At 68.4% G+C, this 23,884-nt stretch carries 15 protein-coding genes and 1 pseudogene; 14 read left to right on the top strand and 2 right to left on the bottom strand.

Annotated elements, in window-relative coordinates:
• Positions 1–610 precede the first annotated feature (610 nt).
• From QHF83_RS32140 to QHF83_RS32125, 5 genes and pseudogenes are all read left to right on the top strand, one after another.
• Positions 611–2,968, top strand: a complete 2,358-nt coding sequence (locus QHF83_RS32140; RefSeq protein ID WP_282421820.1) for a hypothetical protein — start codon at positions 611–613, stop codon at positions 2,966–2,968.
• 278 nt (positions 2,969–3,246) lie between these two features.
• Complete coding sequence (locus QHF83_RS32135) at positions 3,247–3,561, top strand: hypothetical protein (RefSeq protein ID WP_282421819.1); 315 nt, start codon at positions 3,247–3,249, stop codon at positions 3,559–3,561.
• Positions 3,562–3,807: 246 nt separating this feature from the next.
• Positions 3,808–8,547: a protein kinase gene (locus tag QHF83_RS32130; RefSeq protein WP_282421818.1), complete on the top strand. Its 4,740-nt coding sequence runs from the start codon at positions 3,808–3,810 to the stop codon at positions 8,545–8,547.
• A gap of 313 nt (positions 8,548–8,860) precedes the next feature.
• A pseudogene (locus tag QHF83_RS53545) lies at positions 8,861–9,103 on the top strand (S8 family serine peptidase); the annotation flags it as partial.
• 65 nt (positions 9,104–9,168) lie between these two features.
• The gene (locus QHF83_RS32125) at positions 9,169–10,071 is read left to right on the top strand and encodes a S8 family serine peptidase (protein ID WP_282421817.1); all 903 of its coding nucleotides are present in this window, start codon (positions 9,169–9,171) and stop codon (positions 10,069–10,071) included.
• Between the two features lie 339 nt (positions 10,072–10,410).
• On the opposite strand, the gene QHF83_RS32120 is transcribed toward QHF83_RS32125, so the two are convergent.
• Positions 10,411–10,797 carry a hypothetical protein gene (locus QHF83_RS32120; protein ID WP_282421816.1) on the bottom strand — a complete coding sequence of 129 codons (387 nt, stop codon included), beginning with the start codon at positions 10,795–10,797 and terminating at the stop codon, positions 10,411–10,413.
• A gap of 1,011 nt (positions 10,798–11,808) precedes the next feature.
• Positions 11,809–13,737, bottom strand: coding sequence for a potassium transporter Kup (locus QHF83_RS32115; RefSeq protein WP_282421815.1), 1,929 nt, complete (start codon positions 13,735–13,737; stop codon positions 11,809–11,811).
• 124 nt (positions 13,738–13,861) lie between these two features.
• On the opposite strand from QHF83_RS32115, the gene QHF83_RS32110 reads away from it, so the two are divergent.
• The 9 genes from QHF83_RS32110 to QHF83_RS32070 all read left to right on the top strand — a co-directional run bounded on the left by QHF83_RS32110 (position 13,862) and on the right by QHF83_RS32070 (position 23,748).
• Positions 13,862–15,043, top strand: a complete 1,182-nt coding sequence (locus QHF83_RS32110) for an outer membrane beta-barrel protein (protein ID WP_282421814.1) — start codon at positions 13,862–13,864, stop codon at positions 15,041–15,043.
• A 2-nt stretch (positions 15,044–15,045) separates the two neighbouring features.
• Positions 15,046–15,294, top strand: coding sequence for a hypothetical protein (locus QHF83_RS32105; RefSeq protein WP_282421813.1), 249 nt, complete (start codon positions 15,046–15,048; stop codon positions 15,292–15,294).
• A gap of 88 nt (positions 15,295–15,382) precedes the next feature.
• Positions 15,383–15,475, top strand: coding sequence for a K(+)-transporting ATPase subunit F (kdpF, locus tag QHF83_RS32100; protein WP_282421812.1), 93 nt, complete (start codon positions 15,383–15,385; stop codon positions 15,473–15,475).
• Positions 15,472–17,217 (top strand): potassium-transporting ATPase subunit KdpA, encoded by a 1,746-nt coding sequence (gene kdpA, locus QHF83_RS32095; RefSeq protein ID WP_282421811.1) that lies wholly within the window; start codon positions 15,472–15,474, stop codon positions 17,215–17,217. Before kdpF ends, kdpA begins: the two co-directional genes overlap by 4 nt.
• A 13-nt stretch (positions 17,218–17,230) precedes the next feature.
• Entirely contained in the window at positions 17,231–19,306 is a 2,076-nt protein-coding gene (gene kdpB, locus QHF83_RS32090) for a potassium-transporting ATPase subunit KdpB (protein ID WP_282421810.1), read from the top strand.
• 12 nt (positions 19,307–19,318) lie between these two features.
• Complete coding sequence (gene kdpC, locus QHF83_RS32085) at positions 19,319–19,900, top strand: potassium-transporting ATPase subunit KdpC (RefSeq protein ID WP_282421809.1); 582 nt, start codon at positions 19,319–19,321, stop codon at positions 19,898–19,900.
• Positions 19,897–22,602, top strand: a complete 2,706-nt coding sequence (locus tag QHF83_RS32080; RefSeq protein ID WP_282421808.1) for a sensor histidine kinase KdpD — start codon at positions 19,897–19,899, stop codon at positions 22,600–22,602. Before kdpC ends, QHF83_RS32080 begins: the two co-directional genes overlap by 4 nt.
• Positions 22,599–23,318, top strand: coding sequence for a response regulator (locus QHF83_RS32075; protein WP_282421807.1), 720 nt, complete (start codon positions 22,599–22,601; stop codon positions 23,316–23,318). Before QHF83_RS32080 ends, QHF83_RS32075 begins: the two co-directional genes overlap by 4 nt.
• Positions 23,319–23,457: 139 nt before the next feature.
• A complete protein-coding gene (locus QHF83_RS32070) occupies positions 23,458–23,748 on the top strand; it encodes a hypothetical protein (protein ID WP_282421806.1) in 291 nt (96 codons plus the stop codon).
• Positions 23,749–23,884 lie beyond the last annotated feature (136 nt).

The following is a 23,884-nucleotide window of genomic DNA, read 5'->3' as shown; positions in this document are numbered from 1 at the left end:
TTGGCGGCGCCCACCTCACGCAACCTTCGGGCCATGGACACGCGCGGTCGCTTTTCTTACCAGGCTGCGTGTCGCTGCATGTAGGCCAATGGCCCCCGGTAAATCAATTAACCATCTCGATCCCGACTGCGGCTTCTGATAGCTTGACGTTACGCCTGAAACAGGAGCGCTTGAAGATGACGCGTACAGCATGGTTTGTCATGCTCGCAGCCCTCGTTTTCGGCTGCGGCAACGATGGCGAGCGCCCGATCACCGACTTCAACGGCGTTCCGTTCGGTGCGACGTGCAACAACGACAATGATTGTGGCGGACTGCAGAACTCATGCTGCACAGGGGGAAAGTGCTCTCCCGAGGGATGGTGCAGCCCAACGTGCGAGAGTGATCAGGATTGCCCGAGCGGTTTCTTTTGCATCGACCGAGACGGAAAACGCTGCTTCAATGAATGTGCGGACGACCGCGATTGTCCCACGGACTTCATCTGCGAAGATAAAAGCGGGCACAAGACGTGCCGGTACAAGTGAGAATTGCCTTTGCGGGACGAGGTCGTTCGTGCCCAGAGGGGCGCGCCGCGCCGCATCGAACGCACAGGCCCATGCTGGAGGAGGCACGCATGAAGCTCAGCAAACTCTTGTTCTCGGGGATTGCACTCTTCCCCGCGCTGGCGTTCACCACCGTCGCCGCGCGCGAAGCTCGCGCGGAGGAGCGGACCTTCCCCGCCGGGAGCCTGATCATCCCCATGGATCAGGCCTACCAAGCCGAGGGGATGTACCAGTCCTACGGGCTGCTCTTTCACCTCCTCCGCGAGGGCGTGCCCGTTCATTGGGTGATCGAGCCCGACAAGGTCTGGCACGGCGCCGCTTGCAACACCGCCGGCGACCTGTGCGCATGGGACTGCGCGGAGGAGGGCTCGGGGGTGAAATGCCCGTACCCCACGGCGAGCCCCGACTTCTTCGCGGGCGCCCAGGTGGTCTGGGGCAATCCCGTGAAAGGCGCCATGATCAAGAACCACGGCTACCGCGGCGGGCCGTTCGTCGTCGACGCGCCCTACCGCGACAAGGCGCTCGAGATCGTCAACGCCTGGAACGATCAAAGCCTGTGGGCCCAGAACCCATGGGCGGACCGCGCCACGTTCCAGGTCGTGACGGTCCACGAGGCGACCGCGCCCTTCACCGCCGATTCCAAGAAGGAGCTGCTCGCCGCGCCGACCATCGCCGTCTTCGCCGACGGCAACGAGGACATCGCGACGGCGTATCTGCGGGCCGCCGGGATCAAGCAATCGAATGGGGCGGAGTTCCCGGCGGCCAAGTGCGGCGCGGGCACCTGCGGCCCCGGCACGGCGAACCCGGACTTGCTCACCGTGCCCAGCATCATGGGGAACATGGGCACCTGCGATGCGCCGAACCAGAACCACAAGAATGGCGCCCTCTTCACGCCCGAGGGCCTGCCGGCCTACTGCCAGATCATGAGCATGCACTGGAACGTGGCCGACCGGGAGCTCGTGGAATGCGGCGGCGGGAACTGCCCGGCGACGCCGGAGGAATGCGCCGGCGAGCCCATTACCTACCACGGCCATGAGGTCGTCGCCGAGGTCCGCTCGTTCCTCCAGTACCCGACCCATTTCTTCGCCGAGTGCCAGGCGGTCAACGCGTACGAGAATGCGGTGCCCAACCCGGCGTGGCCCTATCTCGACGATCCCGGACGCATGGGCCATTTCCTCACGACGACCGGAAATCCGCCCCCCTGCCCCTGCAACCCCGGCCCCGACGAGGGCGACTTCCAGTGCGTGGTCGATGGCTGCGGCCCCGGCAAGGACTGCTGCCTGCCGAACGACGTCAAGGAGAGAGGCGCCGGCTTCCTCATCGCGGCCTCGCCGAGCCCCTTCAAGGTGCTGCGCCCCGATGTGCCGTACATGCAATTCGACGGCTTCTTCTCGCCAGAGGGCGGAAGCGAGCCGGCCTATAACCTGAGCACGTATCTCGGGACCACGTACAAGAACGATCGCGACGTGACGTTCATCACGGCCACGGACGGGCCCGGCAAGGAGGACGTCTGGATGTCCGGGTACATGGACGGGACGTGTGACGTCGATCCACCGCCGCCGCCTCCCAAGTTCACGGGCGACAAGGCGCCACAGAAGAGCTTCAACCCGGAGCCGAAGAACTTCAACCCGGAAGAGTCGTGCGGCGGCAAGGTGAGCTACCTGGGCGGCCATTCCTATACCGGGAAGGCGGGGCAGCGCCTCTTCTTGAATGCCCTCTTCGAGGCGGATTGCACGAGCGAAAGCGGGCAACCGCGCATGGGCCTATCGCTCACCGGCGAGCTCGTCGTGGCGGCGAAGAGCCTGCCCATCGAGCGCGGCTACGTGGTCGATTACAAAAACGAGGGGAGCGGGCCGGCGCTCGACGCGGTCCTCCGCGCGCTCAATGCCGCGAGCGGCCTCGAGGTCGTCGACGCCAAGATGGGCACCGTCTCGGCCGAGGGCGGGAGCTGGGAGCTCGGCGCCGTCAGCGGCACGATCTCGCAGCCGAATGATCCCGCGGCGTCGGGCTCACGCGATGCGACCCTGAAGTTCACCCAGTTCGGCGAACACGTGCTCAATCTGGACATCCGCTACAGGGTCGGCGTGTCGACCCTTTCGAGCACGATGAACGTCGCGATCCGCGTGCTCCTCGACACCGACGCCGACGGCGTGCCCGACGAGACCGATCCTTCGCCGAACGACCCCGCGCAATGCGGCGACTCCGACATGGATGAATGCGACGATTGCAAGAGCGGCACGTTCGATCCCGCCAATGACGGGTGTGGACCTTCCGGCAACGGCGGGAGCGGCTCGTCGGGCGGCGCCTCGTCGGATCCGGCCGGCTGCGGCTGCCGTATCGGCGCGGCCAGCGCGAGCCCGGCCTTGCTGCTCGCGTTTTCACTCCTGGGCCTGGGCCTCGGCCGAAGGGCCCGGCGCCGCCCGCGCTGAACAGCAGAAGCGGAAGCGGAGGCGGCAAGCGGCCTCGTTTCCCACAGCGTCCGGCCTCGCCCACCGCCATCCCACGCCGTCTCGATCTCGCTTTCCCCCTCGCCTCCTCCCCTTCCCCGTCCCCGCGAACCGCCTTCCCTCGCCTCCCGCCTCCGCCTCACGCCGCCGTGACCCGCCCGCGGCCCTCTCCTCCGCCCGATCCACCCCGCCGTGGATCGCCCATTCCGCCCTCGGAACCTCGATCCATCACCGCTTCGCTTGCTCCACAGGTGATTGCCATGAGAATCCAGCTTGACCACGAAGAGGTCCCCGTTGGCCATGGCGGTGAGCGGGCCGCCCCCGAAATCGACCACGCCGTTCATCTGCCCTGTGAGCAGGATGTTCCTTTCCCCATCGATCGCGACGTCGTTGCCCCTCTGATACTGGTTGCCGCCGAAGTGCTTGCTCCAGAGGTGGTCACCGTCGGGGTCGAGCTTCACGACGAAGACGTCTCCCGGCCCCGAGCACGACATTGCCTGCGGCGTCCACCGCCCCACCGGGGCTATCCGCCCCTGGACCCGGACCAGCGCAAGCGCTGGACTCAGCGTCGATGAACTGCGCGATGCGCAGTTCATCGAGCAGGCCGAGGCAAGACCGGCGAGCGCCCCTGCCCATCTCGGGCGATGAGAGCGGAAGAAGATACGCGATGACGAGTTCGAGGATGGGAACGCTGACGCTGAGGGCCGAAATTTCGGCCTCGGGAGAAGAGAACGGGCGCGAAGAACGCCTTGCGCGTGCGACACCGTTGCAGCTATTTCGACCGATGCCATCCGTGGTCGTGTTCATCGAGCCGGTGCCATATGAAGTCTCCTGATGAGGTAGGGCGTGGCGCGCGCCCGCTATCAGGAGCGAGCGTCACCGCGGATTTCGCTCGGCGCGAGACGGCAGGACGCCCGTCGCAGGTTGCTTCGTCATCCTTCACGTCCGGCGAGCGAGACGCGTCCCCCGAGGCCTCCCTTCCGTTCGACGGCTTTCTCAAGCACTACGAGATCATCCGCAAGCTCGGCGAAGGCGGCATGGGAATCGTGCTGCTCGCGCGGGACATCAAGCTCGGGCGCCTCGTCGCCATCAAGCTCCTCCAGGACAGCGGACAGGCGACGTCACGCCTGCTCGCCGAGGCGCGAGCGACGGCGCGCTGCAGGCACGAGAACATCGTGGTGATCCACGACGTCGACGAGACCAACGGGCATCCGTACATGGTCCTCGAATACCTCGAGGGCCGCACGCTGCGGGATGTCCTGTCCTCGGGCGCCCGAGGATCGAGCCGCGTGCTCCCGAGGGGCCTCGCGCTCGACATCGTGATCTCGGTCCTCCGCGCGCTCGTCGCCGCGCACGAACGCGACGTCGTGCATCGCGACCTCAAGCCCGAGAACATCATGATCCTCGACGCCGGCGGGGTCAAAGTGCTCGATTTCGGGCTGGCGAGGCCAGGCGATGGCCTGCATCCGAGTGTCGGCGGCACGCTCGCGTACATGGCGCCCGAGCAATGGCTCGGCGAGAAGGTCGACGCGCGAGCCGATCTCTGGGCGGTCGGCGTGATCCTGTACGAGCTCGTCGCAGGCGCGCATCCGCTCGCGCCGCTCACGCGGGAGCGGGTCGAGAACGTCGCCGACCTGGATGCGGCCATGCCCAGGCTCCGCGACGTCCTGCCCGAGCTTTCGGCGCTCTCGGACGTCGTCGACCGCTGCTTGCGCAAGCGAAAGGAGGAGCGATTCGCATCGGCGGACGAGCTGCTCGCCGCGCTCACGCCCCTGCGCGAAGGCGGAAAGGCCCTCGTGCTCGCCGAGGGCGGGCAGCCGTTCGCGGGGCTCTCGGCGTTCCAGGAGGCGGACGCGGGCCGCTTCTTCGGCCGCGAGCGGCATATCGCGGCCCTCGTGGGGCGGCTCCGTCGTCAGCGCCTCGTCACGGTGGCGGGCCCCTCCGGCGCAGGCAAATCGTCATTTCTGCGCGCCGGCGTGATTCCGGCCTTGAGGCACTCCGGCGAGGATTGGGACGTGCTCGTCCTGCGCCCGGGCCGCGCCCCCGTGTCAGCGCTCGGCGAGGCGCTCGGAGAGGTGCTCGCCGAAGGCAGAACGGACGGCCCCGCGGCCTCGGGCAATCTCCGCGCCGAGCCGGGCTTGCTCGGCGCCCGCCTTCGCGCGCATTGCCGCGCGCGCGGGCCCGGCAGCCGCTCGCTCGTCTTCGTCGATCAATTCGAGGAGCTGTATACGCTCGTCCCCGATCCGGCCGAGCGCGCCGCGTTCCTTCAATGCATCCTCGGCGTGGCGGACGATGCCTCGTCGCCGCTGCGGGTCATCGTGGCCATGCGCTCGGATTTCCTCGACCGCGTCGCGGAGGATCCCCATTTCCTGGCCGAGGTGACCCAGGGCCTCTTCCTCCTGCCGCCCATGGGGCGCGAGGGCCTGCGGGAAGCCCTGGTGCGCCCGGTGGAGGCGGCCGCGCATCGCTTCGAGGACGAGGCGATGATCACCGACATCCTGGACGAGCTGTCGCGCGCCAAGACCCCGCTGCCGCTCCTGCAATTCTCGGCCGCGGAGTTATGGGAGGCGCGGGATCGGGACGCGAAAGCCTTGACGCGAGCGAGCTACGATCGACTCGGCGGAGTGGTCGGTTCGCTGTCGACACACGCGGACGCAGTCTTCGCGGCGCTCTCGCGACCCAACCAGCGCCTCTGTCAGGCCGTCTTCCTGCGCCTGGTCACGCCCGAGCGGACGCGCGCGATCGTGAGTTCGTCCGAGCTCGCCTCCCTCGCCGAAGATCCCGCCGCCGTGGAGGCGCTCGTCCAGCATCTCTGCGGCGCGAGGCTCTTGCTCCTCGAAGTCGGCGGCCTTCCGGGCGCGGTGACGGTGGAGCTCGTCCACGAGTCGCTCATCGAGCGCTGGCCGAGGCTCGCGCGGTGGCTCGACGAGAGCACGGCAGACGCCCAGTTCATGGCCCGATTGCGCGCCGCAGCCTCGCAATGGCAGGCGGGCGGAGAGGCGTCCGGCTTGCTGTGGCGGGACCGCGCCGCCGAGGAGGCGCGGACGTGGTACGAGCGAAGGCGCGCGAACCCCGCGGCGGAGCGAGGCTTGCCGCTCGGCCGCGCGGAAGAGCGGTACCTGCTCGCCGTGATCGACCTCCAGGAGCGCGCGCGGCGGAGGCGACAGCGCTCGATCGCCGGGGCGTTCGTGGTCCTCGGCGCCGTGTCGGTCATCGTGTTTTTCCTGGCCATGCGCGCCCAGGCCCAGGCCGCGCGTGTCAAGGAGCAGAACGCCGAGCTCGCGCACCAGGCGCTGCGGGGCCGCAACGCCACGCGGATGCTCGCGGCGCGCAGGCGAAAGGACGATCCCACGCTGGTGCTCGCGCTCGCACGGGAGGTCGAGCCCGAGGACATCCCCAAGGAGTGGGCCGAAATCGTGAGCGATGCGCTCTCCTCCGGCGTCGCGCGGTACGAGGTCTCGGGCCTCCACGGGGGCGAGCCGATCTACACGGCGGCCATCAGCCCGGATGGCGCGCACATCGTCACGGCGTCCGGGGACAAGACGGCGCAGATCTTGGCTGTCGGCGATTCCCAAGGGCTCGCCACGCTGCGCGGCCACGACGCGTTCGTCGCGTTCGCCGCTTGGAGCCCGGATGGCGCGCGCATCGTCACGGCGTCCGGGGACAAGACGGCCCGGATCTGGAACGCGGACGGCTCCGGAGAGCCTCTCGTGCTGCGGGGACACGACGACGCGCTCACTTCCGTGCGGATGAGCCCGGACGGGCAGCGCGTCGTGACGGCTTCGGAGGACGGGACCGCGAGGGTATTCCGCGTTGCGGACGGGAGGCAAATCGCCCTGCTCGAGCACGAGGCGAGCGTCACGAACGCCCGGTTCAGCCCGGATGGCAAGCGCATCGTGACGGCCTCGCTCGATGGTCTCGCGCGCGTGTGGAGCGCGGACGGCGGGGGATCGCCGCTGCTGCTCCGAGGGCACACGGACGCGGTCGTCGCGGCTTCCTGGAGCCCGGACGGCGCGCGCATCGCCACCGCGGGCAAGGACGCCACGGTGCGCGTCTGGGATGCCGCAGGCGGCGCCGAGCGCCTCACGCTGCGCGGCCACGAGGACAAGGTCATGAGCGTCGCGTGGAGCCGCGACGGCAAGCGCATTGCCTCGGCGTCGAAGGACAAGACCGCGCGCATCTGGAATGCCGACGGCGCGGGGCAACCCATCGTATTGCGTGGCCACAAGCACTGGGTCTACACGGCGGATTTCAGCCCGGATGGCCGCTACCTCCTCACGGCGTCGCTCGACAGGACGCTTCGGTTCTGGGATCTCGACGAGGTCGTCGCGCCGAGGGTGCTCGAGGGCCACACGGAGGTCGTCAACGCGATGGCGTGGAGCCCCGACGGCGCGCGGATCGTCACGGTTTCGCGGGACGAGACCGCGCGGGTATGGAGCGTGGATGGGAAGGGGAGCCCGGTCGTCCTGCGCGGTCATACCAAGGAGGTCCAGAGTGCGAGGTGGAGTCCCGACGGCACGCGAATCGTCACGGTGTCGCGGGACGGGACCGCGCGGGTATGGCGCCTCGACGACCCTTCTTCGCCCGTCGTCCTCGACTGCCACCTGGAAAGGGTCTGGACCGTCGATTGGAGCGCTCCGGGCGACCGTATCGTCACCGCTTCCCTCGATGGAACGCTGCGGTTGTGGGCGAGCGACGGCTCTGCGCTTTTGGCGGAGACGAGGACCCCGTTCGAACCCAAGAGCGTCGTCCAGGCGTCGTTCGATCCCGGGGGCACGCGGATCGTCGTGACGGATGGGACCGGGAACGTCTACCTCTGGAACGTCGACGAGGAGGGGGAGCTCGCCCTGCTGGGCCAGCAGGGCGCGAGGTTCGACCCCACGCATTGGAGCCCGGACGCGCAATGGAGCCCGGACGGCTCGCGTATCGTCACCTCGTTCGTGGACAGCGCCGCGCGAATATGGAACGTGCGCGACGCCGCGGCGCCCCCGCTCGTGCTTCGGGGACACGAATCGAACGTCACCTCCGCTTCATGGTCGCCCGACGGCGCGCGGATCGTCACGACGTCCAGCGACGGGACCGCACGTGTGTGGAGTGCCGATGGTTCTGGGCAGTCATGGGTCCTCCACGGGCATGGGGATACGGTCTCGTGGGCGAGCATGAGCCCCGACGGGACACGCATCGCGACCGCGTCGGCGGACACGACCGTGCGCGTCTTTCATGCCGACGGGTCCGGGCAGCCCTTCGTGCTCGGGGGCTCTCCCCTCGCCATCGTGCGCGCCGACTGGAGCCCCGACGGCAAGCACATCGCGCAACTCTCCGACGAGAAGGTCATCCGGGTATGGCGCGCCGTAGAGCCCTTCACCGGCCCCGACGATGCCCGACTCTGGAGGGCGACCTCGTATTGTATTCCCGTGCCGATCCGGCGAGAGCTGCTCCACGTCACCGAGGCCGAGGCTCAGAGGGACCATGAAGCGTGCGAGCGCCGCGTCGCGGAGGCACGCGCCGCCGAAAGAAATTCAGGCCACGCGTCGGCTCGTAATGGGTTGGTGCGGCCATGACGCGGAAGCCGTCTGCGAGCGGCGGGACGAGCGCGGAGAGCCCCCCGGGCATTGCATCACCCCGAGCCCCCGCCTGACGACGCCTGTAACAGGTCCTGTACAGGTCCTGTTACAGGTACAGGTCAGCGTACACGGACACGCACGAGGCTCGCACGACTCCTCCTCCTGGCATCACCTAATGCCTGGAGCCGTCGGTACAATTCGAACCGCTCCCGGCTCTCCGGCGCTCGCGCGCGCAGGAGCGATCTCATGTGGCTGGTACACATCGTGCACCGCGTGCGAGACGCCCCCTGCGTGAGATGTACGCCGGCCGATGACCTTCCTCCGTCGATTCTGGTCCGACGTCGAAGCGCTTTGGGAGCAAAGCCTCGGCGATCCCCGCGTGTGTGTCGCCGTCCTCGATGGAGACGTCGATACCCGCCATCCTTGTTTCGATGGCGCTCTCCTCACCGTCCCGGGTCGATCCTCGAGCGCCAAAGACGTCGAAGCGTCGAACCATGGCACGCACGTCGCAAGCCTGATCTTCGGCCAGCACGACGGCCCGTTGCGAGGCATCGCTCCGAAGTGCCGAGGGCTCGTCGTCCCCGTTTTCGGGTCGGAAGCGAATGGAGGCAGCGCTCCGTGCTCGCAAATCGATCTGGCCCGCTCATCGGCCAGGCGCTCGCCCACGGCGCCAACATCATCAACATCAGCGGGGGGGAGCTCGCCTCCTGGGGGGCCGGTGAGGCCGATCCTCTGCTCGCCAAGGCGATTCGCGATTGCGTCGAGAACAACGTCCTCGTGATCGCGGCCGCGGGCAATGATGGCTGCGCTTGCCAGCATGTGCCAGCCGCGTTGCCCGACGTGCTCGCCGTAGGCGCACTGCGCGAGGGCGGGCCCCCCATGGAGGCGAGCCATTGGGGGAGCGCCTATCGATCACAGGGGATCCTCGTCCCCGGTGAACACATCGTCGGCGCCGCGCCCGGAGGAGGGACGGTCGCGCGGACCGGCACGAGTTACGCCTCCCCCCTCGCCGCCGGGATCGCGGCGCTCTTCATGAGCCTGCAATGGAAGCACGGAGGACGCGTGGACGCGCAGGCCGTTCGCGCGGCCCTGTTACGGAGCGCTCGGCCGTGTATTCCGCGCAGCCTCGGCGGAGAGGCGCATTGTGAAAAATACCTGGCGGGCGTCATCGACGTCTCCCGGGCGCGAATGTCGTTGATGGATCACGCAGGAGAACAACCGATGCACGATTTCCAGCAAGAAAATCCGAATGAAGGCGACATCACCGGCGGCGCCGCGCGGGCGGCCGGCACCGCGCTCGGGGGCGCTCGGGTGCAGCCTTCCGAGTGTGGCTGCAAGGCCGGGAGCGCGGAGCAAAAAAACGGCAATGAGCCCGCGCTCGTGTACGCTCTCGGCGAGCTCGTGATCGATTTCCCGAGCGAGGCTCGTCGCGACTCGTTCACGCAGGCGATGGGCGCGGACACGACGCTGCTCAAGCACCTCGGCGCGAACAGCGATAGGAAATGGGCCCGGTGGTCGTGACTTCTTCACATGGTATCAACGCGCCGAAGCCCCGCCCCATCCTCCTCATGTCGATCCGAGAGTCGCGCCTGTTTCCAAAGGGTTTGTACAAGACGACAGCGGCCTGCGCCTCTTCTCCCTCGGGGAGCTCGACATGAAGCGGGACGGGGGTATCGACGGGCGCCTCTGGAGGCGGCGTATGAAGCGCAGCGGGAGCGCTCGTCTGCGCGGCCCCCGCCTCTTCCGCCGCCCATGATGGCGAGGTGGATACGAGCGCGGCGACGTAAAGAGAGGCGAGGACGAACGGGCGGCGCATAGGGCAAACCGGAATTTCGGGGCGCGGGCGCGGCAGCGGTAGGGTCAGTTCAGATCGAAGTACACGTCGAAGGTGCGGTTGTCGCGCTGGGTTCGCACATAAAGCTCCTCGAACACCGCGTGCCCGGGTAGGCTCACGTAGGCGCGTGGAGCGGGCGGCGCCGTTACGACCTCGGCAGGGAGCAGGGGGGCGTCACATAGGAGCACTCCCTCGAAGTTGCTTTTCCATCCGATTGACTTCTTGAGGAGGATGCAAGTGCGCCCATCGGCGAGCCGCGCCACGTGCACCTGGGCATCCGCGCTCGCCCCGGCAAGATCACCCGGGAGGGAAATCCCTTGCGTGGATTCGGTCGCGACGCTCTGCGCATGCACCCACTCGAGTACCCGCGCGTCCTGTGTGCTGCCCCCGCATCCCACACCAAAGAGGCTCATCAGCACCCCCAGGTAGTGCCCCCATTGCCGTTGCCGCCACGTGCGCATGATCAAATTCACGGGCGGCGACTGCACCAGACGCTGCGACGCAGCCTTCGAACCAGGAGGATGCGTCGTGACTCGTTGCGGCTTTCGCTGGTGCGTGAACACGTGAGACCTCTTCCTGCTCTTGGTTGCTTCGAGCGTACCACTTCTTGACGGGTACGTGCGAAGCGCGCCAACGGGGGCGATCCGTGGTCAGAGGGGGCGGGATCTCGTGGGTCTTGCCCCGGAGGCGGATGGGGCCCTTGATGGAGCCGTTTCGCTGGGGCGTCGCCCCAGGCCCCTCTGGTCAACGATGGGGCTATCCGCCCCTGGACCCGGACCAGCGCAAGCGCTGGACCCAGGGTCGATGAACTGCGCGATGCGCAGTTCATCGACCAGGCCGACTCGAGACAGCCGCGCTGCCCTTTGACTGGCAACGCGGTCCAACGGGCCCGTTGGAAGAACTGCGCGGAGCGCAGTTCTTCCACCCCGAGTCCAGGGCTTGCCCTGGTTCGGGTCGAGGGGCGAACAGCCCCCGCGGGGTCCGGGGCAGAGCCCCGGCGAAGCGCCTCCTCGTTTCCATTGCCGATTTCGTGCTCGTTTCGGGGGTTCCACACGTGTCAGGTGGTGGTCCTGTGCTCGCACGGTGCCTGCCACGCGTGGCGGTCGTGATGGCTGTTCGGGTCGGGCAGGTGACACGTGTGGCAGCGGGCGGATCCGTGCTCGTCGCTGCGTGGACACACGTGGCAGACCGCCCCGGTGCTCGGAAAGGGCGGGTGACACGCGCCAACGGTCCCGAGCGGGTGTGGCTCGGCGAGGTGACACGTGTGGAACATGGCGATCCTGGTCCGCGGGAGCGGGTGACACGCAGGACAGGCGCGCGGGGAGGGCGGGCAGGGCGGGTGACCGGTGTGGAGGGCGGTACCGGCCTGCTGGAAACACTGCGCGGAGCGCAGTCCTTCCACCGGCCGGTGCAATGCTCAGCCGTCACAGATCGATCTGCATCCCCAGCTCGACGACCCTGCCCGGGGGCAGCCCGAAGTAGGCCGTCGCTGGCCGGGCATTGCGCGAGATGAACGCGAAGAGATCCTTCCGCCACTTCATCATTCTCGATCGCCCCGTCGGCAAGAGCGTCTCGCGGCCGAGATAATAACTCGTCTCCCGCAGCTCCACGACGAGACCGTGGTCCTTGCACTGGGCGAGCACGGTCGGCACGTTCGGCGTCTGCATGAAGCCGTAGCGCGCCGTCACCCGGAAAAACCCGTGGCCCATGTCGACCACCGACACCCGCTCCTCGGGCGCGATCTCGGGGACGCGCTCGTTCACCACGGAGAGCAGCACGACCTGCTCGTGGAGCACCTTGTTGTGCTTGAGATGGTGCCGCAGCACGGGCGGCGTGCCCTGCGGGTTCGAGGCCATGAACACGGCCGTCCCCCGCACGCGGTGCGGCTTCGCCTCCTCCACGTCGCGCAGGAACGATTCGAGCGGAAGGACGTTCGCCTTGAAGGCCTCGCCGAGGATCCGCCGCCCTGTCTTCCACGTCGTCATCACCGCGTAGATCCCGGCGCCCATCACGATCGGGAACCAGCCGCCGTGGAAGAACTTCGCGGCGTTCGCGCCGAAGAACGCGAGGTCGATGCACAGGAAGAGCAGGACGGGCGGGAGCGCCTTCCAGAGCGGCCAGTTCCAGCGCTGCGTCACGACGACGAAATAGACCACCGTCGTGATGCCCATCGTCCCCGTCACGGCAATGCCGTACGCCGCGGCGAGCGAGGTCGAGTTCTGGAACCAGAGCACGAGGAAGACGCAGGCGACGCACAGCGCGCGGTTGATCTCGGGGATGAAGATCTGGCCCTCGGTCTCCTTCGACGTGTGGACGATGGTCACGCGCGGGAAATAGCCGAGCTGCACGGCCTGCTGCGTGAGCGAGAAGGCCCCGGAGATGAGCGCCTGCGAGGCGACGATGGTGGCCGCGGTCGCGATGGCGACGATCGGATAGAGGGCCCAGGAGGGGACGAGCGCATAAAACGGGTTCGACGCCGCGGACGGGTTCCGGAGGAGACAAGCGCCCTGGCCGAAGTAGTTGAGGAGCAGCGCCGGCCAGACGACCGCGAACCAGACCGTGCGAATCGGGCGGCGCCCGAAATGCCCCATGTCCGCATACAGCGCCTCCCCGCCGGTGATGCAGAGGACGACGGCGCCGAGCAGCAAGAAGCCGTGGCTCTTGTGCTCCAGGAAAAACCCGACCGCGTGGCGCGGGTCGATCGCCGCGAGCACCGAGGGCTCCTGCCAGATCCAGCGGACGCCGAGCGCCGCGATCGTGACGAACCAGATCAGCGTGATCGGGCCGAACACGTTGCCGATGCCCGCCGTGCCGCGCTTCTGCACGAAAAAGAGCGTCAAGAGGACCACGACGGTCAAGGGGACGACCGCGGGCTTCAGGGACGTCGTGGCGACTTCGAGGCCCTCCATCGCGGAGAGCACCGAAATGGCAGGGGTGATGACGCCGTCGCCATAAAGAAGCGCCGCGCCGAAGAGCACGAGGAGCACGAGCGCGCCCGCGGCGGAGCGCCCGTCCTTGCGGGCAGGGACGAGCGCGAGCAGCGCGAGGATGCCGCCGGAGCCCTGGTTGTCCGCTTTCAGGATGAACGTCAGGTACTTGACCGTGACGACCATCATCAAAGACCAGAAGACGAGCGAGAGAATGCCGAGGACGTTCGCGGGTGTCGGGTCGACCCGGTGCGCGCTCGCGGGGCTGAAGCATTCCTTGATGGCGTAAAGCGGGCTCGTGCCGATGTCGCCGAAGACGACGCCGAGCGCGCCGAGGAGAAGCGGTAAGCGGGCGGCGGGCGCCGCATGCGCCGCCGAGGGCGCATGCGCGCTGGTAGATGGCGCCTGAGAAGGAGTGACCGTCATGGGGCGCGAAGCGTAACCCCATCCGGAACGGCCCCAACGTCGCGCGCGCAATCTTGATACTTTCTTGATACCCGGGCGGCGGACCTTGACGTCTCCGTTACGCGGAACGCCCTATACACAGGGCATGCAGCTCGCCGGCATGACCCGTCATGGTTGCGCTCTCCTGGCCGCCACGCATCTGCTCCTCGGCTCCGTCCATGGGGCTCACGCGGACGAGGCACAGCCCCCCGCCACGTTCCAGCTCGGCGGATATGCGGAAGGCTTCTACCAGTGGAACTTCGGAGCGCCCTCGAATGGTATCACCCATTTCAGGGGGTTCGACAATCGCCACAACACGTTCACGCTCTCGAACGTCGCGCTCTCCGCGTCCTGGGACGTGGATCGGCTCGTGGGGCTCGTGGCGCTCCAGGTCGGCCACACGCCGAGCACGTATTATCTCGCCGAGCCGGCGCTCGCGGGCGCGAGCGGCACGAACGCCACGAGCGCGGAGCTCTGGAAGTACGTCCAGCAAGCCTATGCCGGGTATCGGTTCGACATCGGGCGCGGGCTCCTCGTCCAGGCCGGCCTCTTCCTCTCGCCGATCGGCCCCGAGGCGATGGCCGTTCGGGACAGCTGGAACTTTTCTCGCTCGAATCTGTTTTTCGGGCTTCCGTTTTACCACACGGGCGCGCGCGTCACGTATCCGCTGAGCGACGCCTGGGCCTTGACGCTCGCCTGTTACAACGGCTGGAACAGCGTCGTCGACAACAACGACGAGAAATCGCTGGCGGCGCAGGTGACGTACACGCGGCCGGACAAACTCGCGCTGTCGCTGCTCTATTTCACGGGCGTGGAGCGGCCCCGCGGCGCCCCCGAGGGCCGCGCGTGGCGGCACCTCGTGGACGCGCACGCGACCGTCCACCCGACGGACCGGCTCTCGCTCATCGCCCACCTCAATGGCGGGACGGAGCCCAATCATTTCGGGACGAGCGCCTGGATCGCGGGCGCGCTCTACGCGCGGGTCCGCGTCTCGGACAAGCTCTATCTCGCGGCGCGGGGCGACGCGTTCCACGAGCGCGTGCCCCGCCGCGAGGAGGGCGCAGCCGCGGCCCTCTTCTGGCCGGTCTCCTGGGTCGCGTCCGGCACGGCGACGGCGGACTTCCGGCCGCACGAGCGAGCCTCCTTCCGGCTCGAATATCGCCACGATCACGCGGCGGGGGACATGTATTTCGGCGGCGAGGTCACGGGCAACGGCGTGGACGCGCCGTTCGTCCCGAACCGCAATGCCCAGGACACCGTCACGCTCGGCGCGACGACGTGGTTTTGACGATGAATCCGTACCGAAACGACGAATCATCTGGAATCGATTCCGATCCCGACGAGAGCGCGGAACAGAGGAGCCTGCTCTGGACATGGCTCGGCCTCGGGCTCCTGCTCATCGTGTACGAGGCCGGCCAGCCGGCGCCCTTTGGCTCCGTGGGCACGCTCGGCGTGTTGATTTCGATCCTGGCCCTCCGGGGCCTCGTGGGCTCGTACGTCACGCGCCTCCGCCACGGCGGACGACGCGAGAGGAGTTGATGCATGGACGCCGTTTTCCTGGCCATCACGGCCGCGTTTTTCCTGATGTCGTGGGGCTTCGTGCGGCTCTGCGAGAAAGTCTGACGCCATGGCGACCTTGACGAACCTCGGCGGCGTCCTCGCCGCCCTTCTCTTCGCATACCTCCTGTTCGCGCTGCTCTATCCGGAGAAGCTGTCGTGATCGAAAACGCCCTTTTTCGATGCGGCCTCTATCTGCTCGTGCTCGTCGCGCTCGCCGTCCCGCTCGGCTCCTACATGGCGAGGGTCTACACGGGGGAAGCCAAGCTCGCCGCGCGTGTCTTCGGGCCGGTCGAGCGGCTCTTCTATCGCGCCGCGGGGATCCGCGAAGGCGAGGACATGCCTTTTCCTCGGTATGCCGCGGCCGTCCTCCTGTTCAATCTCGTCGGCCTCGTCGTCGTATACGGGCTCCAGCGATTGCAAGCCGTCCTTCCCCTGAACCCGGCCGGGTTCGGCGCGGTGTCCCCGGAGGTCTCCTGGAACACGGCCGTGAGCTTCGCGAGCAACACGAACTGGCAAGCGTACGCAGGGGAAACGACGCTGTCGCACCTGACGCAGATGCTCGGGCTCACCGTGCAGAACTTCGTCTCCGCGGCCACGGGCATGGCGGTGCTCGTCGCATTGGTGCGAGGTTTTACGCGGCGCACGGCCGACGGCATCGGGAACTTCTGGGTCGATCTCACGCGGAGCACGCTCTACGTGCTCTTGCCGCTCTCCGTCATCGTCGCGCTCGTGCTCGTCTCGCAGGGCGTCGTGCAGACGTTCGCCGGGAGCCACGTCGCGGACTTGCTCGATCCGACCTCGTCGAGCGACGGGGCCGCCGTCACCCGGCAAATCCTCGCGCTCGGGCCCGCCGCTTCGCAGGTCGCCATCAAGCAGCTCGGGACGAACGGCGGCGGTTTTTTCAATGCGAACTCGGCGCACCCGTTCGAGAACCCGAACGCCGTCACGAACCTCGTGGAGATGCTCTCGCTCCTGCTCGTCCCCGCCGCGCTCTGCTTCACGTTCGGCGCGATGGTGAAGGACAAACGGCAGGGCCACGCCGTCTTCGCCGCGATGCTCCTGATCTTCGTGCCCCTGCTCGTCGTCGCCACGGCCGCTGAGCAGCACGGAAATCCCGTCCTTTCGAGCCTCGGCGTCGATCAAGGCGCGAGCTTGCTCCAGCCGGGCGGGAACATGGAGGGCAAGGAAGCGAGGTTTGGAATCGTCGACAGCGCGCTCTGGGCGACCGCGACGACCGCGGCCTCGAATGGATCCGTCAATGCCATGCACGACAGCTTCACGCCGCTCGGCGGCCTCGTGCCGATGTGGCTCATGCAGCTCGGCGAGATCGTGTTCGGCGGCGCGGGCTCGGGGCTCTACGGGATGCTCATGTACGCGGTCATCGCCGTGTTCATCGCGGGGCTGATGGTCGGGCGCACGCCGGAGTACCTCGGCAAGAAGATCGAGGCGTTCGAGATGAAAATGGCCTCGCTCGTCATCCTGCTCCCGGCGGCGGCGGTGCTCGTCGGCACGGGCCTCGCGAGCGCCACGCCCGCGGGGACGTCGGCCCTCGGAAACCCCGGCGCCCATGGGTTCAGCGAGATGCTGTATGCATTCGCGTCCGGCGCGAACAACAACGGCTCCGCGTTCGGCGGGCTGACCGTGAGCGGGACGTTTTACGCGACGGCGATCGGCCTCTGCATGCTGATCGGTCGTTACTGGATCATCGTCCCCGTGCTCGCCATCGCGGGGTCTCTCGCGCGCAAAAAGCTCGTCCCCGCGAGCGCGGGGACGCTGCCCACGCACACGCCGCTCTTCGTGCTTTTGCTCGTCGGGACCATTCTGCTCGTCGGTGCGCTGACGTTCGTCCCGGCGCTCGCGCTCGGCCCGATCGTCGAGCATCTCTCCCTGTTTGCAAGGTGATTGGAGCCCCATCATGACGACCCGAACCCAGGCTCGTCCGCTCTTCGAGCGCGCCATCGTCGGCCGCGCGGCCGTGGATGCCTTCCGAAAGCTCGATCCACGGCGCATGATCAAGAACCCGGTCATGTTCGTCGTGGAGGTCGGCAGCGCCTTCACCACGGTGCTGTTCCTTCACGCGGCGATCACCGGACACGGCGAAGCGCCCGCGGGGTTCATCCTCGCCGTTTCGCTCTGGCTCTGGTTCACCGTCCTCTTCGCGAATTTCGCCGAGGCGATGGCCGAAGGGCGCGGCAAGGCGCAGGCCGATGCGCTCCGAAAAACGCGCAGGAACGTGAGCGCCAAGCGCCTGGATACACCTCGGCTCGACGCGCCGCGCGCCGAAGTGGACTCCTCGACGCTCCGCCGCGGTGACATCGTGCTCGTCGAAGCGGGAAATACCATTCCGAGCGACGGCGAGGTGCTCGAGGGTGTCGCGTCGGTCGACGAGAGCGCCATCACGGGCGAGAGCGCGCCGGTCATTCGCGAGAGCGGCGGGGACCGCAGCGCCGTCACCGGCGGGACACGCGTGCTCTCGGACTGGCTCATCGTGCGCATCACCGAGAACGCAGGCGAGACCTTCCTCGACCGCATGATCGCGATGGTCGAGGGGGCCAAGCGGAAGAAGACGCCGAACGAGATCGCGCTCGACATCCTGCTCGCGGCCTTGACCATCGTTTTTCTGCTCGCGACCGTGACGCTTCTGCCGTTCTCGAAATACGCCGTGCAGAGCTCCGGGCAAGGCGCGCCCGTGAGCCTCACCGTGCTCTGCGCGTTGCTCGTCTGCCTCATTCCCACGACGATCGGCGGTCTGCTCTCCGCGATCGGCATCGCGGGGATGGATCGAATGGTCCAGGCGAACGTGATCGCGACGTCGGGGCGCGCGGTCGAGGCGGCCGGAGACGTGACCGTGCTCCTGCTCGACAAGACGGGCACGATCACGCTCGGCAATCGTCAGGCGACGGCGTTTTTGCCCGCGCCCGGCATCCAGGAGGGCGAGCTCGCGGACGCGGCGCAGCTCTCGTCGCTCGCGGACGAGACGCCGGAGGGTCGCAGCATCGTGGTGCTGGCGAAGGAGCGCTTTTCGCTGCGCGGTCGGGACGTGCACGCGCTCGGCGCGACGTTCGTGCCCTTCACGGCGCAGACGCGGATGAGCGGGGTCGATCTCGATGGACTCCGCATCCGGAAAGGCGCGACCGATGCCATCACGCATTTCGTCGAGGCGCAGGGCGGGCGGGTCCCGGCCGAGGTGCGGCAGATCGTGGACGAGGTCGCGAAGCAGGGATCGACGCCGCTCGTCGTCTCCGAGGGAGCGCGGGTGCTCGGCGTGGTGCAGCTCAAGGACATCGTGAAGGGCGGGATCCAGGAGCGATTCGCACAGCTGCGCCGCATCGGCATTCGCACGGTGATGATCACCGGGGACAACCCCCTCACCGCCGCGGCGATCGCGGCCGAGGCGGGCGTGGACGATTTCCTCGCCGAGGCGACGCCCGAGCAAAAGCTCTCCATGATCCGCTCGTATCAGCGGGACGGGCACCTCGTCGCGATGACGGGCGACGGGACGAACGACGCCCCGGCGCTCGCGCAGGCGGACGTGGCCGTGGCCATGAACACGGGCACACAAGCCGCGAAGGAGGCCGGGAACATGGTGGATCTCGACTCCAATCCGACGAAGCTGCTCGCCATCGTGGAGATCGGAAAGCAGATGCTCATGACGCGCGGCGCGCTGACGACGTTCAGCATCGCGAACGACGTCTCGAAGTATTTCGCCATCATCCCGGCCGCGTTCGCCGCGACGTACCCCGCGCTCGGCGCGCTGAACGTGATGCGGCTGCATTCGCCGGCCACGGCCATCCTGTCGGCCGTGATCTTCAATGCGCTCGTCATCATCGCGCTCGTGCCCATCGCGCTCCGCGGCATTCGTTACCGGCCGGCGCCCGCGCCCGCGCTCCTCCGGCGGAATTTGCTGGTGTACGGCCTCGGCGGCGTGGTGCTGCCGTTCCCGTGCATCAAGCTCATCGACCTCGTGCTCGCGGCCCTCGGCGTCGGTTGAAAGGAATCGAAGATGAAATCGCTCCTCCGCCCCGCGATCACGCTGCTCGCCCTGTTCACGCTGCTCACGGGTGTGCTGTATCCGCTGCTCGTCACCGCGGTCGCTCGCGCGGCGTTTCCGGCGCAGGCGAATGGCAGCCTGATCCGCGAGGGAGAACGCGTGGTCGGCTCCGAGCTGATCGGGCAGCCGTTCGATGATGCGCGGTATTTCTGGGGGCGCCCGTCGGCGACGCCGAGCCACCCCTACAATGCAGCGGCGTCGAGCGGTTCGAACCTCGGTCCGACGAACCCGGCGCTGCGAGACGCCGTCGCGGCGCGAATCACGGCGCTCCGCGAGGCGGATCCGGGGAACACCGCGCCGATCCCCGTCGACCTCGTCACGGCCTCGGGCAGCGGCCTCGACCCGCACATCTCGCCAAACGCCGCCCATTTCCAGGCCGCCCGCGTCGCGCGCGCCCGTGGGCTCGACGAGGCGCGCGTCCGTGCCCTCGTCGACGCGCACGTGGAAGACCGCGCCCTCGGCGTCCTCGGCGAGCCGCGCGTGAACGTGTTACGCCTGAACCTCGCTCTCGATCACGCGGAAGCTCGTCCATGACCGATCCCGATAGCCGACCCGATCCCGACGCGCTCGTCCGCCGGGCGAACGAAGAAGAGGGACGCGAAAAACGCGCGCGGCTGCGTATCTTCTTCGGGTTCGCCCCCGGCGTCGGGAAGACGTTCCGCATGCTGCAGGTCGCGCGCGAGCGGGCGCTCGAGCAGAAGGTCGACGTCGTCGCCGGGATCGTCGAGACGCACGGGCGCGCGGAGACGAAAGCCCTGCTCGAGGGGCTCGACGTCTTGCCGCGGCGCGAGGTCGACTATCGCGGGCGCACCCTCGAGGAGCTCGATCTCGACGCCGCGCTCGCGCGCCGGCCCGGGCTCCTCCTGCTCGACGAGCTCGCCCACACGAACGTCCCCGGATCACGGCACGCGAAGCGCTGGCAAGACGCGATCGAGCTGCTCGACGCGGGCATCGACGTGTTCACGACCGTCAACGTGCAGCACGTGGAGAGCCTGAACGACGTCGTCGCGCAGATCACGGGCATCCAGGTCCGCGAGACGATCCCCGATTCGATCCTCGATCGCGCCGACGAGATCGAGCTCGTGGACATCGCGCCCGAGGAGCTGCTCGCGCGCCTGCGCGAAGGAAAGGTGTATCTGCCGGAGCAGGCGAAGCGCGCGGCGGCGCATTTCTTCCAGCGCGGCAACCTGCTCGCGCTGCGCGAGCTCGCGCTCCGGCGCACGGCCGAGCGCGTCGACGTGGACATGCGGGAGTATCGCGAGCAGCACGGCGTGATCACGCCGTGGCCGGCCGGCGAGCGCATCCTCGTGTGCATCAGCCCCGCGCCGAGCTCGGGGCGGCTCTTGCGCGCGGCGAGCCGCATGGCCGCGGGCCTGCGCGCGCCGTGGGTCGCCGCGTACGTCGCGTCGCCCGCGGCGAAGGCGCCGAGCGAGGCGGATCGAGCGCGGCTCGAATCCCATCTGCGCCTCGCGGAGACGCTCGGGGCCGCGGTGACGAGGCTCTCCGGCGCGAGCATCTCGGAGGCGCTCCTGCGTTACGCGCGCAAGCACAACGTCACGCGCATCATCATCGGAAAGCCGACCCATTCGCGCCTCCGCGACCGGCTGCGCGGCTCGCTGCTCGACGAGGTCGTGCGGGGAAGCGGGGACGTGGACGTGCACGTCATCAGCGGGAGCGAGAGCGCGGAGACGGCGCCGGCCCCGCCGGAATTGCCGAAGGAGCCGACGCAGCCCGTGGCGTACGCGTGGGCCGTTGTGCTCGTCGCGGCCACCACCGTGCTCGCGGAGGCCGTGCGCGCGATCTACGCGGTGCCCGATCTCGAAGTGCTCTACGTGCTGGCCGTGATGCTCGCGGCGGTGCGCCTCGGGCGCGGCCCCTCCATCCTCGCGGCGGCCCTGGCGGTGGCCGGTTACGATTACTTCTTCGTCCCGCCGCTGCACACGTTCGACGTGGCCGACGCGCGGTATCTCCTGACGTTCGCCATGATGTTCAGCGTGAGCTTGCTCCTCAGCGAGCTGACGGCGCGCATCCGGCGCCAGGAGCAAGACGCGCGGCATCGCGAGGCGCGGACGGCCGCGCTCTACGATCTCAGCCGGGATCTCGCGGCGGCGGACGATTCCGGGGCCGTCGCCTCGGCCGTCGCGCGCCACGCCGAGCAGGTCTTCGAGGCGGCCGCGCACGTGCTGCAATCGACGGACGACGGCGCGCTCGGGGCGGTCGCGGTCGCGCCGGCCACGGCGAACCTCGATTCCGCCGATCTCGCGGTCGCCCGCTGGGCCTTCGAACACGCCCGTCCTTCGGGGCTCGGCACGGATACGCTCCCGGGCTCGAAGGTCGTCTGTGCTCCGCTCTCCGTCCGCGGAGCGCCGCTCGGCGTGCTCGTGCTCGCGCCGAAAGGAGCGGCTCCGCTCGGGGCCGAGCAGCGCGCGTTCCTCGACACGTTTCGCAGGCAGGCAGCGTTCGCCTTCGAGCGCGTGCGGCTCACGAGCGAGGCGAACGCCGCCGCCCTGCGCGCGAAGACGGAGGAAATGCGCAGCTCGCTGCTCTCGGCGGTCTCGCACGATCTCCGCACGCCGCTCTCGGCGATCACGGGCGCGGCCACGGCGCTGCGCGACGACAGGGGGCTCGGCGCGCACACCCGCGCCGAGCTGCTCGAGTCCATTTGCGAGGAGGCCGAGCGGCTCGAGAGGCTGGTCGCGAACCTGCTCGACATGACCCGCCTCGAAGCCGGCCCGGTGGCGCTGAAGCGCGAATGGGTGCCGCTCGAAGAGCTCGTGGGCTCCGCGTTGACGCGGCTCGAACGAAAGCTCGGGGACCGGCCCGTGAACGTCGCGTTCGCCGAAGGATTACCGCTCCTGTCCGTGGATCCCGTACTCTTCGAGCAGGTGTTCATCAACCTCTTCGAGAATGCAGCGCGGTACACGAGCCCCGGCTCCCCGATCGAGGTGCTCGCCCGCGGCGAGCACGGCGTGGTGATCGTCGAGGTGGCCGACGCGGGCCCCGGGCTCCCGCCGGGGAGCGAGTCGCAGGTCTTCGAGAAGTTTTTCCGCGGAGGGAACACGGGCGCGGGCGGCGCGGGGCTCGGGCTCGCGATCTGCAAGGCGATCGTCGAGGCGCACGGCGGCACGATCACCGCCGAGAATCGCGCCTCGGGCGGCGCGCGTTTTCGCATCCGCGTCCCGATCCCCGGCGTGGCCCCCACGGTCGCCGCGCACGCGCTGGAGGCCCGGCCATGACCGACGTCCGCCCGCTGGTCCTCATCGTCGAGGACGAACCACAGATGCGAAGGTTCATGCGCGCGACGCTCACGTCGCACGGCTATCGGCTCCTCGAAGCGGGCACCTCCACGGAGGCGCTGATGCTCGCGACCACGCACAATCCCGAGCTCTTGCTGCTCGATCTCGGCCTGCCGGACGGCGACGGAATCGACCTGACGCGCCGGATCCGCGAATGGGGCCGGATGCCCGTGATCGTGATCTCGGCGCGCGGGCGCGAGGACGACAAGGTGGCCGCGCTCGACGCGGGAGCGGACGATTACCTGACAAAACCCTTCGGCGTGAACGAGCTGCTCGCGCGGATGCGGGTCGCGCTGCGGCACGCGCGCGCGGGCGGGACGGAGAGCGGGGCGCAGACGATCGAGATCGGGGATGTCGTGATCGATCTCGTGCGGCGCGAGGTGAAAAAGGGTGGCCAGGAAGTGCACCTCACGCCGATCGAATACAAGCTCCTCGTGCTGCTCGCGCAGAACGCCGGCAAGGTGCTGACGCACCAGCACATCTTGAAGGAGGTCTGGGGGCCAGCGTACGCGAACCAGCCCCATTACGTCCGGGTGCACATGGCCGAGCTGCGCAAGAAGATCGAAGCGAACCCCGCGCGGCCGAAATTGCTCGTGACGGAGCCAGGGGTCGGGTATCGGCTGCGCGATCGAGGAGGGGACGACGCGGGGGCGTGACGCGGTCGGGGACCGGAAAATTTCCCCGCACCCAGGGAAAAATTCCCACCTGGGACGCTACGCGCGCGGGCGGGATCCCCGCGCTCCCCCCCGTGGCATGCTCTCTGCTTTTGCGAACGAGCGTTTGGAGGTCCTCCACGTGAAACCTTCCTTCACACGCGTGTTCGTGGTTTCCCTCGGATTGCTCCTCGTAGGGGCAGCTTGTACACCCGCGCCGAAATCGGTGCCGTGCTCGAACCAGGGCGACTGCGAGGGCAAAAACGCCGCGTTCCAGTACTGCCTCGAGAACCGCTGCGTCGAGTGCGTGAGCGACGCGAGCTGCGGCGTGGGCAATGCCTGTGTCGACGGCGTCTGCGAGCGCTCCTGCAGGGACGGTCGTGATTGCCTCGACGGATACGCCTGCACGAGCACCCGCTGCACACGTCTGTAGCCTCCTCCCCCTCTCGGGCCGCCGCGCCGGGGCGCTGCCCCGGACCCCGCGGGGGCTGTTCGCCCCTCGACCCGAACCAGCGCAAGCGCTGGACTCGGGGTGGAAGAACTGCGCTCCGCGCAGTTCTTCCAACGGC

This window comes from Polyangium sp. 15x6 (assembly GCF_029960785.1).
In the GTDB taxonomy this organism is placed as follows: domain Bacteria; phylum Myxococcota_A; class Polyangia; order Polyangiales; family Polyangiaceae; genus Polyangium.
The sequence above is the reverse complement of the archived record's forward strand: the minus strand, read 5'-3'. Positions and strand labels throughout refer to the sequence as shown.